General features: G+C 70.8%; 9 protein-coding genes. 3 read left to right on the forward strand and 6 right to left on the reverse strand.

What is annotated here, in order from left to right:
* Position 1: 1 nt before the first annotated feature.
* Both IW249_RS28460 and IW249_RS28465 read right to left on the reverse strand, forming a co-directional pair.
* Positions 2 to 4,036: a discoidin domain-containing protein gene (locus IW249_RS28460; protein ID WP_196923580.1), complete on the reverse strand. Its 4,035-nt coding sequence runs from the start codon at positions 4,034 to 4,036 to the stop codon at positions 2 to 4.
* Between the two features lie 169 nt (positions 4,037 to 4,205).
* On the reverse strand, positions 4,206 to 4,772 hold the full coding sequence (locus tag IW249_RS28465) for a TetR/AcrR family transcriptional regulator (RefSeq protein WP_307788734.1): 567 nt from the start codon (positions 4,770 to 4,772) through the stop codon (positions 4,206 to 4,208).
* Positions 4,773 to 4,884: 112 nt separating this feature from the next.
* On the opposite strand from IW249_RS28465, the gene IW249_RS28470 reads away from it, so the two are divergent.
* Positions 4,885 to 6,285, forward strand: a complete 1,401-nt coding sequence (locus tag IW249_RS28470; protein WP_196923581.1) for an MFS transporter — start codon at positions 4,885 to 4,887, stop codon at positions 6,283 to 6,285.
* 307 nt (positions 6,286 to 6,592) lie between these two features.
* Here the strand turns inward: IW249_RS28470 and IW249_RS28475 are convergent, their stop codons facing one another.
* The 4 genes from IW249_RS28475 to IW249_RS28490 are packed head-to-tail and all read right to left on the reverse strand — an operon-like array spanning position 6,593 to position 11,582.
* Positions 6,593 to 8,527 (reverse strand): Na+/H+ antiporter NhaA, encoded by a 1,935-nt coding sequence (locus IW249_RS28475; RefSeq protein ID WP_196923582.1) that lies wholly within the window; start codon positions 8,525 to 8,527, stop codon positions 6,593 to 6,595.
* Positions 8,528 to 8,570: 43 nt separating this feature from the next.
* Entirely contained in the window at positions 8,571 to 10,076 is a 1,506-nt protein-coding gene (locus tag IW249_RS28480; RefSeq protein WP_196923583.1) for a tripartite tricarboxylate transporter permease, read from the reverse strand.
* Between the two features lie 20 nt (positions 10,077 to 10,096).
* Complete coding sequence (locus IW249_RS28485) at positions 10,097 to 10,558, reverse strand: tripartite tricarboxylate transporter TctB family protein (protein WP_196923584.1); 462 nt, start codon at positions 10,556 to 10,558, stop codon at positions 10,097 to 10,099.
* Position 10,559: 1 nt separating this feature from the next.
* Positions 10,560 to 11,582 carry a tripartite tricarboxylate transporter substrate-binding protein gene (locus IW249_RS28490; RefSeq protein WP_196923585.1) on the reverse strand — a complete coding sequence of 341 codons (1,023 nt, stop codon included), beginning with the start codon at positions 11,580 to 11,582 and terminating at the stop codon, positions 10,560 to 10,562.
* A gap of 144 nt (positions 11,583 to 11,726) precedes the next feature.
* Between IW249_RS28490 and IW249_RS28495 the strand changes: the two genes are divergently transcribed.
* Positions 11,727 to 12,410, forward strand: a complete 684-nt coding sequence (locus tag IW249_RS28495; RefSeq protein WP_196923586.1) for a response regulator transcription factor — start codon at positions 11,727 to 11,729, stop codon at positions 12,408 to 12,410.
* Between the two features lie 6 nt (positions 12,411 to 12,416).
* Positions 12,417 to 13,832, forward strand: a complete 1,416-nt coding sequence (locus IW249_RS28500) for a sensor histidine kinase (RefSeq protein WP_196923587.1) — start codon at positions 12,417 to 12,419, stop codon at positions 13,830 to 13,832.
* The last annotated feature ends 1 nt before the right edge of the window (position 13,833 follow it).

A 13,833-nucleotide genomic window follows, 5' to 3' on the forward strand; every position in this document is an offset into this window, starting at 1 on the left:
CCTAGGAGTTGTACGCCTGCGCGGTCACTGTGACCTGGCGGGCGAGGCCCGACCGTGCGGGCCAGGAGATCCGCACCTCGCGGCTCTCCCCCGGCAGGAGCCAGAAGTAGTTGTCGTCGTAGCGGGCCGGCAGGACCCGCTCACCGCGCTGGTCGCGCACGGCGAGGCGCACCAACGCGGCGACGGTACGGCCCTGGTTGCGGACCGTCGTGGTGACGGTGTTGCGCCCGTCGACGACGCGTACGGTGCTCGACGACGTCGACAGTCGGGTGCTCGGCACGTCGTTGAGCGCCCGCACCTGTTCGGCCTTGTCGTAGCGCCAGTAGGTGTTCTCCGCGAGCAGCCGGTCGCGGCTGTCCCGCAGCTCCAGTCGCACCAGGTGCAGCCCGCCGCCGTCCGGCACGGCGAGCGGGAATACCGCAGTGGTGGCCGAGCGGGCCACGTCCACCCGCTGACGCTGGGGCGAGCCCAGCGACCGGCCGCTCAGGTCGTACCGTCGGGCGCTCACGGTGACCCCGTTCAGCGGGGCGGCGGTGTGGTTGACCACCCGGACCTGCCAGGTGCCCGGGTCGGCCTGGACGTGCACCGGCTCGCACCCCTTGCGGGCGCCGTAGTAGGCGCCGTTCACGTCGAGGTCGTAGTCGTAGGTCTGCCAGACCGTGCTGTGCCACGCCGGGTGCGACATCCACAGCAGCAGACCGGTGGCGTCCTGCCACAGGTTGGCGTTCCACGCCTCGAACATGGCGCGGTGGCTCTCGTAGTTGACGAACTGCGCCCGGGTGGCGAACTCGTCGAGCGAGTCGGACTCACCGAGCCGCGCGTCGATCGCCGCCTGGTACGTGCCGACGCGCTGGTTACCGATGGTCGACCAGTCGTGGTAGTTCCACACCTCACCGATCGGCCACTCCGGCGCGTCACCGACGAGGTTGCGCATGCTCTCGACCACCGACACCACCGGCATGCCGATCTCGGTGTGGAAACCGAACGCGCCAGTGTCGTAGGTGTTCTTGTTGTTGTACGTCGCCGGCTCCACCCAGTGGTACGGACCGTGGCCGCTGACGATGCCGCCGGCCGAGTTGGGGATGTAGAGGATCTCCGGGTGCTCGGTGGCTGCGGCCTGCTTCAGCCCGGCGTCCACGATCGGCGGCGGGTCACCCTCGTTCGCGCCACACCACACCACGATGCTCGGGTGGTGGCGGAACCGCCGGATCGTGTCGGCGGCGATGTCGACGTAGCCGGGCGGGTTGGGCAGGAACGCGCCCGCCTGCCAGAAGTCGTTCCACACCAGGATGCCCTGCTCGTCGCATGCCTGGTACAGCTCCTCGCGGTTGCTGCTGCCGAGCCAGTTGCGGATCATCGTGAAGTTCATGTCGCGGTGCATCTCGACCGTGTCGGCCAGCCGGTCGGGCAGCACCCGGCGCAGCAGCTCGTCCCAGCCCCAGTTGCCGCCCCGGGCGAAGACCGGCACGCCGTTCACGCTGATCTTGAGCTGGGTAACGGCGTTGCTGACCGACTTCACGTCGGTCCACCGCTGGCCGTCGTCCGAGACCTGGATGACGAAGTCGCGGGCGTACGCCTGCTCCCAGACGATGGTGACCTGGTCGAAGCTGACCGGAGCGCCGAGGTCGACCTGGATCCACTGGTTGTCCTCGAACTTCGACGACCACCGGGTCCGGGGGTTGCCGTCGACGGCCCGGTCCGGGCCGTTCGAGTCGCTGTCGGACGACGACGCGGTGGCCGTCCGGCGCAGGGCCAGGTCGACGTCCGGCTCGGCCTGCCGCTGCACCGACAGCGCCCACATGGACACGCCCCAGGAGGTCACCCGCGCGCCGGTCTGGATGCGCAGGTGCTGGGCGGTCTGGCTGGCGAACGTCTCGACCTGGGTGGCGCGGCTGCCCAGCGGGGTGTCGTTGCTGACCGACGTCACGTCGCTCCAGGAGTCCCCGTCGGTGGAGACCTGGACGCGGTAGTCCAGCGCGTACGCCTGCTCCCACACGATGGTGACCCGGTCGAAGTCGACCGCCGCGCCGAGGTCGACCTGGATCCACTGGTTGTCCTCGGCCTGCGAGGCCCAGCGGGTCGTCGCGTCGCCGTCGACGGCCCTGCTGGGACCGTTGCCGTCGTTCTCCGACGACGACGCGGTGGCGTCGCGATGCAGGGCGAGATCCGGGCCGGTGCCGTCGGCCACCGACAGCGAGAACATCGAAATGCCCCAACCGGTGGCACGCTGGCCGGCCTGGATGCGCACGTGCCGGGCGTGCTGCCGGTCGAACGTGACCGTCTGGGTCGCCGCGCCGTCGACGAACTCCAGCGCCGGCTTGCCGGGCGGCGAGATGACGATCGGCTGGTGCCAGTCGTAGGCGAACTCGCGCACACCGAAGCGGAGCGCACGCCGGTCGCTGACCGAGCGCTTCACGGTGGCGGTGAGCGTGAGGTCGTACAGGTGCGGGTCGCCGTAGCCGTTGGGCCACCAGAGCCGGGGGTTGCGCAGCCGCAGCGCGCGGAAGCGCTCCGGCGTGAAGGTGACTGTGGTGCTCCCGCCGGCGGGGACGGTCACCGTGGACTCGACGCGTACCTTGTCGAACTCGGCGCGGACGGTGACGGTGGTGGCGGTGGCCGCCGCGTTGCGGACCGGCACCCGGATGGTGACCTCGGCGGTGTCGGTGCCGGGCAGGTCGGGCAGCGTGGTCTGCACGTGCGGGTCGCCGATGACCACGGCGCCGGTGCTGCGCAGCCGGACGTGGTCCCAGAGGCCGGTGACCCGGTCACGGACGGCGGGCATCCAGTCCCACCCGGACACCGCCAGGTAGGTCGGCGCGTCAAGGTAGTGGTGGGCCGACTGGAGGAAGGTACGACCGTCTGGGCCCTTGTCGCCCGGAGTGCCCGGGTGCGGCATCGGGGTGACCCGGACGGCGAGGACGTGCTCGCCACGGTGACCGGCCAACGCGTCGGTGATGTCGAAGGCCGCCCGCGCGAACGGGTGCTTGACGCTGCCGACCTGCACGCCGTTGACCCAGGCGGTCGCCTCGTGGTTGATCCCGTCGAACTCCAGCCAGATCCGTCGGCCGGGCGAGGTGTCCAGGTCGCGGGGCAGCCGTAGCGCGCGCCGGTACCACCAGGTGTGCCGGGACAGCGCCTCCGGGATGCGCATGTTGTTGAAGCCGGCCACCGGATCGGGCAGGTGGCCCTGCTCGACGAGGGTGCCCAGCACGGTGCCGGGCACCGTCGCCGGCAGCCAGGACCGGACGTCGACGCCGGCACGGGAGAGTTCGGCGCCGTCGGCGGTGCCGGCGAAGTCGTCCATCGTCAACGACCAGCCCGACTCCAGCGGCACCGTGCCGTCCGCGGCCACCCTCAGCTCGGGCGCCGGACCGGTGTTGCCGCCTTCCCAACTGGTCCAGCCCTCGGCCTTCGGCCGGCCGGCCAGCGGTACGCCGTAGACCTGGAAACCGTTGAGGCCCACCGGGTTGCTGTTCGACCGCTTCGTGGCGGTCATCCGGATCCAGCGGGCGGTGACCGGCTCGGGCAGCTTGATGGCCTGCACGCCACCCTGGCCCTCGCTGGTCTCGTACACCGACCGCCAGGCACTGCCGTCGGTGGAGACCTCGATCCGGTACGCCGTCGCGGCGCTGGAGAGGATCTCGTCGCCGTCGGTGTCGGTGTAGTTGCCGTCGAACGGCCCGTCGGTGAGCGTGGCCTCGAAGACCAGGGAGACTGCCTCGATCCGGCACAGCGCCTGGAGGTCCACCGAAATCCACTGTGGATCGCCGTTGGCGGCGCGCCACCCACTCCCCCGGACGCCGACCTGCGGCAGGCCGTCCACGGCGAAGGTGGCGGGCGTCGGCGCGTAGTCGGTCGAGGAGACCGTCACCGGACGGTACCGGGCGAGGTCGGTGGCGGGCGGGGTGGTGGTCGGCGCCGGCACGGCGGCGGACGCTAGGGCGTCCGGGAGGGCCGCGGTCACCCCGACCGACGCCAGCAGCGTCGCGCCGGCGGAGAGGAAGGTACGCCGGGAAATCGGCGATGGCTCGGACATCTTGCCTCCAGACATGACAACGTTGTCAGACGGCGAGGATCTGTGACAACGTTGTCAGATGGTGGCCCGATGTTTCCCGAGAGTCAAGGGCCCGAGTCCATCGTGATTCCCCGAACACGTTCCGCAGCTGTTCCACTTCGGACATCGATGCGCGGACGGTCGGTCGAGGTCACTCCGGCTCTGTACTCAACCCGTCCAGGGCGACAGTGAGCACGTGATCGCGCTGGTCGGCGCGGGGAAAGTGCCCGGAGGCGATGGCACTGGTCAGGCGCATGACGTCGTCGATCGTCACGTCGGCGCGCACCTCGCGCGCCCGCTGGGCCCGCTCCAGCAGCGGCCCACCGGCGGCGTAGAGAGCCCGCCGACACTCCAGGTAGGCGGTGGACTCCCGGTTCAGGCCGGCAGCCAGGGGCTGCTTCGCCCCGATGTACTCCACGAAGCGCCGCAGCCACACGTACAGGCCGTCGCGGGGGGCGAGGCTCTCAGCCTCCCCGGCCGTCGCGCACACCGCCTCGACCTCGGTGACGTAGACGTTCTCGATCAGCACCTCCCGGGTCGGGAAGTTGCGGTACAGCGTCGCGATGCCCACCCCGGCGCGGCGGGCGATCTCCTCCAGCGGGGCCTCCGCGCCCTGCTCGGCGAAGGCGACCCGGGCCGCCGCCAGGATCGCGTCGTAGTTGCGGGCGGCGTCCGCCCGGTGCGGGCGGGCCACGCGCAGGTGGGTGAGGGCCGTCACGATGCCGATGTCTCCCAGCGCTAGCAACCGGAGGCCGACTATCACTAGAGTGATAGTGCGCCTCCACTTATCCGGAGGTCTCCTATCAGTCTAGCCCGAAAGAAGGCGGACCATGTCCCCGACTCCCGCTTCCCGTCGCGGGATCGCCCTGGCTCTCATCCTCGGCTCGCAGCTGATGATGACGCTGGACACCTCGATCATCACGACCGCGCTGCCGCACGTGCAGCGGCAGTTCGGCTTCTCCCAGTCCGGGCTCTCCTGGGTGCAGAACGCCTACGTCCTGGCATTCGGCGGCCTGCTCCTGCTCGGCGCCCGAGCCGGTGACCTGCTCGGCCGCCGCCGCGTCTTCCTCGCCGGGATCACAGTGTTCACCGCGGCGTCCCTCGCCGCCGGTCTCGCCCAGAGCGGCAGTTGGCTGATCACCGCCCGCGTCGTGCAGGGTCTCGCCGCCGCGCTCGCCGTGCCCTCCACGCTCGCGCTCCTGGTCGCCGACCACCCCCAACCGGGCGCCCGAGCCAGGGTGATCGCCCTGTACAGCGCGGTCATCGGCGCTGGCGGCAGCGTCGGCATCGTGATCGGCGGCGTCTTCACCGACCTGCTCTCCTGGCGCTGGGGAATGCTCGTCAACGTGCCGATCGGCATCGCCATCGCGCTGCTCGCACCACGGTTCCTGGTCGAGACCGAACGCCGCGCCGGCACGTTCGACCTCGGCGGGGCGCTGACCTCCACCGCCGGCATGACCGCCCTGGTGTACGGCTTCATCCAGGCCGCCGCGGCCGGCTGGACCGCACCGGGCACCGTCGTCTCGTTGGGCCTCGGCGCCGTCCTCCTGACCGCCTTCGTGCTGATCGAACACCGGGCACCGCAACCCATCACCCCACTGCGGCTCTTCCGCGGCCTGGAACGCTCCGGGGCGTACGCCGGACGCATCCTCATCGTCGGCGCGACCTTCTCCACCTTCTACTTCCTCAGCCAGTACCTCCAGGAGGTCCTGCACCTCAGCGCCCTGCAGACCGGCTTCGCGTACGTGCCCATCACCGGCATGTTCTTCGCCATGGTGTACGCCATCCGGCCCCTCCAGAACCGGCTCGGCCGGCCCGTCCTGCTGGTGGCGTCCCTCGTTCTCGCGCTGGTCGGCATGGCGTGGCTGTCGCGCATCTCGACCGGCTCCAGCTACTTCCCGGACGTGCTGCTGCCCCTGCTGGTGATCGGAATCGGCCAGGGCATCGCCATCATCCTGATGACCCAGGGCGGCGTCGCCGGAGTCGAACCGCAGGACGCCGGCGCCGCGTCCGGTCTCGTCAACGTCGCCCACCAACTCGGCGGCTCACTCGGCATCGCGATCCTCACCATCGCGTACACCCGGGCCAGCTCCGACACCGACCCGACGGCGGGCTTCCACGCGGCCTTCACCGGCGCGGACGTCTTCTTCCTCATCGCCCTGGTCCTGGCCGTCGTCGTGGCCGTCGCGGGCCGCCGCGCCAGCCGGCTCGCCGCTCTCCCCACCCCCTGAACGCCCGCGGTGCCCGGGCCGCGAGGGCTGCGGCGCGGGCACCGGGGCCCTGGGCTGCGGGGCCCTGGGCTGCAGGCCATCGGCTGCAGAGGTTGGTGCGCTGCCTTTGGAGCTGATGCCGCAAACGAATCAGGCGAATGCCTGCCGCTTCCGCCTCCCGGCTGGAAGCCCGCAGTCGGCAGCGCCGCCCCGTCGGTGATGTCGCAAACGATTCAGCTCCAAAGGAGCCGACCAACACCTCCGCACCCCGCGACGCGACGGCGGATCGGCCTGCGGTCGTGGCGACACCGACCGCGGTGCCCGTCGGTCAGCTCGCCGGCCCGGTCTCGCGGCGCTCGGGATCCCGAGGGTGGTACTCGGGGCGGAGCTTCGCGCTCGCGAACGCCGACTTCACCGCCGCCGAGAGCGCGGCGATGTCGTACGCACCGTGGTGTCGCCGGCCGTTGATGAAGAAGGTCGGGGTGCCGGTGACACCGCTGAGGTCGGCGGAGTCGACGTCCTCGGCGATCCGGTCCACGCCCATCCGCTTCACCATGTGCTCCCGGAACCCGTCCAGATCCAGGCCGAGCTGTTCGGCGTAACCGAGCACGTCGTCAGGGTTGAGCGCGTCCTGGTGGACGAGCAGCAGGTCGTGCATCTCCCAGAACGCGCCCTGCTCCCCCGCCGCCTCGGCGGCCTCCGCGGCGAGTTGGGCATGCGGGTGGACGTCGGTGAGCGGCAGGTGTCGCCAGACGTACCGGATGTTGGCGAAGTCCGCCAGCAGCTCCCGGACCACCGGCTCGGCCTGCCCGCAGTAGGGGCACTCGAAGTCGCCGTACTCCACCACCGTCACCGGCGCATCGAGCGACCCGCGCATGTGGTCGCGCTCCGGATCGACCGGCAGCATCAGGTCGACGATCCCCTCGGCGACGCCCAACAGCGCGCGGGTCCGCCGCGCCGGCGAGAGTCGTCCAACGGAGCGGAACACCAGCCAGGTGACGACTGACGCGCCGAGCGTCGCCACGAGGATGCCGAACTTCGCCTCGTCCAGGGCCGGGCCGCTCAGCGCGTGGGTGGCGATCAGGAGCGCGACGGTGAACCCGATGCCGGAGACCGTGCCGACCCCCACGACGGCGACCCAGCCGACGGGCGGCCGGAACCGGTTACCGCTCAGCCGGGTCACCAGCCACGCGGTGGCCACGATCCCGGCCGGCTTACCGACGACGTACGCGACCACGACACCGACAGTGACCGGGGAGGTCACGGCCCTGGCCAGCAGGTCGCCGTCGATCACGATGCCGACGTTGGCCAGCGCGAAGAGCGGCACCACCACGTAGCTCGCCAACGGGTGGTAGAGCGTCTGCAACCGCTCGTTCGGCGACAGCGCCGAGGTGAGGCCTGCGCGGGCCATCCGGGCCAGTTGCGGGGTGGGCTGTTCCCGGAAGAGGCGGAACTGGTCGCTGGCCCGCTGCAGGTCGCCGCGGCCGGGAGCATAGGCGTAGGTCAGCAACCCCATCACCAGGCCCACAGCGACCGGATCGACACCGGACATCGAGACAGCGAGCCAGGCCGCCACCCCGAGCAGCGCGTAGACCGGCCCGAACCGCACTCCGAAGCCCCGGACGAGCAGCACGACGCCGAAGATCGCCGCCGCGACGATCAACGCCGTCAGCGAGGGATGGTGCGGGTACGCGACGGCCAGCACCGCGATCGCCACCACATCGTCGACGACGGCGACGGTCAACAGGAAGCCTCGCAGCCGTTCCGAGAAGCGCGGCCCGAAGACGGCCAGCGCGCCGAGCGCGAGCGCCGTGTCGGTGGCCATCACCGCGCCCCAACCCGCCGCGGTAGTTTGCCCGGCGTTGATGGCGAGATAGATCGCGATCGGCACGAGCATGCCGCCGACCCCGGCGAGCATCGGCAACGCCAGTCGACGCCGTTCCCGCAACTCGCCGATGTCGAACTCGCGGCGCAACTCCAGCCCCGCGACGAGGAAGAAGAACGTCATCAGGCCGCTGTTGACCCAGAAACGCACATCGTGTGACACGCGCCAGTCGCCGAGCTGGATCGAGAAGGGGGTCTCCCAGACCGACTCGTACGACGATTCGCTGAGGTTCGCCCAGACGAGAGCCAGCACCGCGGCGATCAGCACCACCCGCGCGCCGCCGGTCTCGGTACGCAGGAACGAGCGCAGCGGGGCGTCGAACCGCCTGTCCCAGATGGTTCGGGCAGACCACCCCCGCTGCGTGTTGTCGCTCGTCACGGGGACAATCTTCGTCGACCGGACCGTCACGTGGTTCGGATTGCTAGTCCTCCTCCGCGAAGACGACCGCCCGGCGCTGGCGGATCGTCGGCAGGACGGCGACGACGAGCGCGACGACGGTCAGAACCAGCAGCGCCGCGGAGATCGGTCGGGTCAGGAAGACCGACGGGTCGCCGCGGGAGATGATCAGCGCCCGGCGCAGGTTCTCCTCCAGCAGTGGGCCGAGGACGAAGCCGAGCAGCAGGGGCGCCGGCTCGCAGCCGCACTTGATCAGGACGTAGCCCAGGATCCCGAAGAACGCGATCGCGTAGACGTCGTACGCGTTGAAGTTGAGTGAGTAGGTGCCGATCGCGGCGAACAGAATGATCATCGGGAAGAGCACCTGGTACGGGATGCGCAGCATCCGCACCCAGAGGCCGATCAGTGGCAGGTTCAGCAGCAACAGCAGCACGTTGCCGATCCACATCGAGGCGATCAGGCCCCAGAACAGCGCCGGCTCGTCGTTGATGACGTTCGGGCCCGGGGTGATGCCGTGGACGATGAACGCGCCGATCATCAGTGCCATCACCGGGTGGGCGGGTAGGCCCAGGGTGAGCAGCGGAATGAACGACGTCTGCGCGGCGGCGTTGTTCGCCGACTCGGGGCCGGCGACACCCTCGATCGCGCCCCGCCCGAACTCCTGCGGCCGCTTCGAGATGCGCTTCTCGACCGCGTACGAGGTGAACGAGGCCAGCACGTGCCCGCCGCCGGGCAGGACACCGAGCGCGGCGCCGAGACCGGTGCCCCGCAGGATCGGGGCGACGATCCGACGCCGGTCCTCGCGGGTGGGCCAGAGGTTGGTCACCTTGCTGACGATCGCCGTGCGGGTCTGCTCGTTCTCCAGGTTGCGCAGGATCTCGGCCACCCCGAACAGGCCCACGGCGACCGAGACGAAGTCGATGCCGCCGTACAGCTCGCGCTGCTCGAACACGAAGCGGGGCGTTCCGGTGTAGATGTCCTGGCCGACCGTGCCGAGCAGCACGCCGAGCGCGATCATCGCCAGTGCCTTGAGCGCGGTGCCCCGCGCCAGCGCGATCGACACGATCAGGCCGAACAGCACGAGTGAGAAGTAGTCGGCCGGGCCGAACTTCAACGCGACACTGGCCAGGGGCGGGGCCGCGGCGGCCAGCGCCACGGTGGCGACAGTGCCCGCGACGAAGGAGCCGATCGCCGCTGCGGCCAGGGCGGGGCCGGCCCGGCCCTGGCGGGCCATCTCGTGCCCGTCCAGCGCGGTGACCGCCGCGGACGACTCACCGGGCAGGTTGATCAGGATGGCGGTCGTCGAGCCGCCGTACTGTGCCCCGTAGTAGATGCCGGCCAGCATGATCAGCGCGGTGACGGGCTCGAAGCTGAACGTGATCGGCAGCAGCATCGCCACCGTCGCTGTCGGGCCGATGCCGGGCAGCACACCGACAGCGGTCCCGAGCAGCACTCCCACGAAGCAGTAGAGGACGTTCTGGACCAGCAGGGCCGTCGAGAAGCCCAGCGCGAGGTTGTCGAGGAGTTCCATGCCTCAATCCGGTTGCCGCGTCAGAAGCCCAGCCAGGGGCCCCAGAGCGGGATCCGCAGCTGGAGTCCGACGACGAAGATGAGCGTGCTGGCCACTGTCAGGCCGGCGGCCACGGCGACCGCCGTGCGCAGCCGTACGCGGGTGCTGGCCAGTGTGGTGAGCAGTGCGGTCACCGCCGTTGTCGGTACGAAGCCGAGTCGTCGGACGGTGAACCCGAAGAACAGGACCGCGAGCACGATGGCGGCGACCGCTCGCCACGGGATCGGCCCGAACGAGATCACCTCAACGGCGATGAGGCCCTTGCCGGCGATCGCCAGGCCCAGCGCGACGACGGCCGCGCCGACCAGCAGCGGGAAGGCGCCCGGGCCCATCCGTGTCGGGGTGCCCAGCTCGTAGCCGAGCGCCCCCACCACGAATGCGCCACCGATCAGGACGAAGATTCCCCCGGCGAGGACGTCCGGGAGCGACCGACGGCGCTCCACCTCAGGAGACCTTGACCCCGGAATCGGCGATGATCTTGGCCCAGGTGCCGAGTTGCTCGTCGAGCTTCGCCCGGTGCGCCTCCGGCGTCGCGTCCTGCGCCGGGACCGGCGCGGTGCCGAGCTTGGCCATCTGGTCGATGACCCCCTGGTCCGCCAGTGCCACCTTCAACGCCTCGGACAGCTTCTGGACGATCTCCGGCGGCGTGTCGGCCGGAACGTAGAGACCGTGCCAGACGCTGACCTTCAGCTGGGGCAGCCCGGCCTCGGCGGTGGTGGGCAGGTCGGGAAGGCTCTTCACCCGCTCGGGCGTGGTGACCGCGTACGCCTTCACCTTCCCCGCGGCGATCTGGCCGCTGGTGTTGGTCGTCTGGTCGCACATGAAGTCGACCTGCCCGCCGACGAGGTCGGTCAGCGCGGGACCGGTGCCCTGGTACGGCACCTCCTGGAGCTTCACACCGGTGGTGGTCTGGAACAGCAGACCGCACAGGTGCGACGCGGCGCCGATGCCGGCGTTGGCCAGCGTGACTTTGCTGGCGTTCGCCTTCACGTGGGTGACCAGGTCCTGGAGCGTCGCGGGCGCGAAGTCCTTGCGGGCGACGATCGTCATCGGCACCTCGGTGACCAGCCCGACCGTCTCGAAGTCCTCCAGGGGCTTGTAGCCCAGGCTCTTGTAGAGGGCGGGCGCCGTCGACATGCCGATGTGGTGCATGAGCACCGTGTAGCCGTCCGGCTTGGCCCGCGCGACGTCGCCGGCACCGACAGTGCCGCCGGCGCCCTCGACGTTCTGGACGACGATCTTGCCACCGAGCTTCGCGGCCATCGGCTCGGCGATCATGCGGGTGACCGTGTCCGTCGGGCCGCCCGCGCTGAACGGCACGACGATCGTGATGTTGTCGTCCGGGTAACTCGCGGCGTCGCCGCCACCGGTGGCGCCTCCGTTGCCGGAACAGGCGGCGGCGAGCGAGACGACACCGATCGCGGCGATCATCCGCGCGGTGGCCCGGTACCTGCTGGTCGTTCGCATACGACGGCCTCCCCATCAGCGCATGGACATTCCTCGGTGCGTGGGTGGACCCAGTCTCGGCTGGTCGGGGGCCGGATGGTGTCAGAAAAATCCCAAGAAGCAGGGTCGGCGCGAGCGTCGGTCCGGGCCGTAGAATCCGCTGGTATGCGGATAACCGTCATCGAGGATGACGACCGCGTGGCGCGGGGTCTGGTGACCGTCCTGACCCAGGCGGGCTTCGAGGTCCACCGCGTCGCCACCGCCGCGGAGGCCGAGCGCGCCGCCCCGTCCGACGTGGTCCTCGTCGACCTGGGTCTCCCCGACGGCGACGGGCTCGACCTGATCCGCAAGCTGCGTGACCACCCGCAGACCGCCGTCATCGCGGTGACGGCGCGGTCCGAGGAGCACGAGCGGGTTCGTGGCCTGCGCGCCGGCGCCGACGACTACATCGTCAAACCGTTCGGCATCCCCGAGTTGCTCGCCCGGATCGACGCCGTCCTGCGGCGCACCCGGGCCGCTCGTGCCCTCGGCCAGACCGACGAGCCGCTCGTCCTCGGCCCGATGCGGATCGGCGTCGGCACCCGCGAGGTCACCGTCGACGGCACACTCGTGCCGTTGACCCGCAAGGAGTTCGAACTGCTCCTACTCCTGGCCCGGCGGGCACCCAACGTGGTCAGCCGTGACGTCATCCTCGACCAGATCTGGGGCGCGACCTGGGAGTCGTCCAGCCGCACCCTGGACACCCACATCGCGGCGCTGCGGCACAAGCTGGGCCCGGACGTGGTCATCCGCACTGTCCACGGCGTCGGCTATCGGCTGCTGGCCGACCAGCCGGAGCTGATCGGCTGACGGGCCGTGCACCGTCGGCTGCTCGTCGTCCTGGTGCCCCTCGCGGTGCTGCTCGTCGCGGCGCTCGGGGTGCCGCTCAGCATCACCGTTGCCGAACGCGAGATGCAGGAGACGTACGTCAACCGGCTCAACGACGTCGGCCGGTTCGCCTCGCTGGCCGAGACCGCGCTGTCGACCGGCCGCACCGAGGCGTTACAGCAGGAGCTGACGCGGTACCACGAGCTCTACGGCATCCCGGTCGCGCTGATCGACACGTCGGGCGCGGTGCTGCTCGGACCCACCGACGCGTACCAGAAGGCGGCGCACGCCGAGGCGGCGTTGCCTCGGATCGTCACCGCGGCGCTCGCCGGCGCCCGGTCCGAACCGTCGTGGGAGTGGGCGCCGTGGGACGACTCCGCACTCGTGGTGGCGGAACCGGTCGGCCGGGACAGTGAGGTCGTCGGCGCCGTCGTGACGATCTCCGACCTGTCCCGGACGCGCGAGCTCATCCTCCTACGCTGGGCCCGGCTGGCCGGGCTCGGGCTGCTGCCGCTGCTCGCGCTGACGGCCGTCGCCTGGCCGGTGTCGGCGTGGGTGCTGCGCCCGGTGCGGAAACTGGACGCGGCGACCTCGCGGATCTCCGAGGGAGACCTGACCATCCGCGCCGACGCCGAGGCCGGCCCGATCGAGCTGCGGCGGCTGGCGCAGTCGTTCAACAGCATGATGGACGCCGTCGAGAACGCCGCGCAGCGACAGCGCGCCTTCGTCTCCGACGCGTCGCACCAGCTGCGCAACCCATTGACCAGCCTCCGGCTCGCCGTGGAGAGCCTCGCACCGCACCTGCGGTCCGACGGCGACGGGCAGCAGGTGTACGACGTCGCCGTCGACGAGTTGAAGGCGATGCAGCGGATGCTGAACTCGCTCCAGGCCAGCGCGCGGATGGAGAGCCTGCGGACGGCGTCGCCGGTGGACCTCGACGAGGTGCTGGCGACCCGGGTCGACCGGTGGCGGGCCCTGACCGCCACGGCGGGGCAGACCCTGACTGTCGCCGTACCCCCGGGGTTGCGGTTGTTGGAGCCGCCGGGCGGCCTGGGCAGCATCCTCGACGAGCTGATCAGCAACGCGTTGCGGCTGTCCGACGCGCAGGTCGTGGAGGTAACAGCTGGCGCTGGTGACGGAGCCGTGGTCACGGTCGCCGTCCGCGACGACGGCCAGGGCATCGACGCGTCCGAGCGGGCCCAGGCGTTGCAACGCTTCTGGCGGTCACCGCGGCACCAGAACGTTCCCGGGACCGGCCTGGGGCTGGCGATCTGCGCCGACCTCGTCGGGGCGGCCGGCGGTGAGCTACGGCTGGAGGAGGGCCTGCCCCGTCCGGACGGGTCCGGGCACGGGCTCGCCGCACTGGTGGTGTTGCCGGTCGCTCCCGCGTCGGCGCCGGTCTGAC

Origin of the sequence: Micromonospora vinacea (assembly GCF_015751785.1) — a bacterium.
Classification (GTDB): domain Bacteria; phylum Actinomycetota; class Actinomycetes; order Mycobacteriales; family Micromonosporaceae; genus Micromonospora; species Micromonospora vinacea.

What these genes read in the sequence shown, in the direction of transcription:
- IW249_RS28460 (WP_196923580.1), bottom strand. Translation starts at nt 4,036, where the DNA reads ATGTCCGAGCCATCGCCGATTTCCCGGCGTACCTTCCTCTCCGCCGGC.
- IW249_RS28480 (WP_196923583.1), bottom strand. Translation starts at nt 10,076, where the DNA reads ATGGAACTCCTCGACAACCTCGCGCTGGGCTTCTCGACGGCCCTGCTG.
- IW249_RS28470 (WP_196923581.1), top strand. Translation starts at nt 4,885, where the DNA reads ATGTCCCCGACTCCCGCTTCCCGTCGCGGGATCGCCCTGGCTCTCATC.
- IW249_RS28495 (WP_196923586.1), top strand. Translation starts at nt 11,727, where the DNA reads ATGCGGATAACCGTCATCGAGGATGACGACCGCGTGGCGCGGGGTCTG.
- IW249_RS28490 (WP_196923585.1), bottom strand. Translation starts at nt 11,582, where the DNA reads ATGCGAACGACCAGCAGGTACCGGGCCACCGCGCGGATGATCGCCGCG.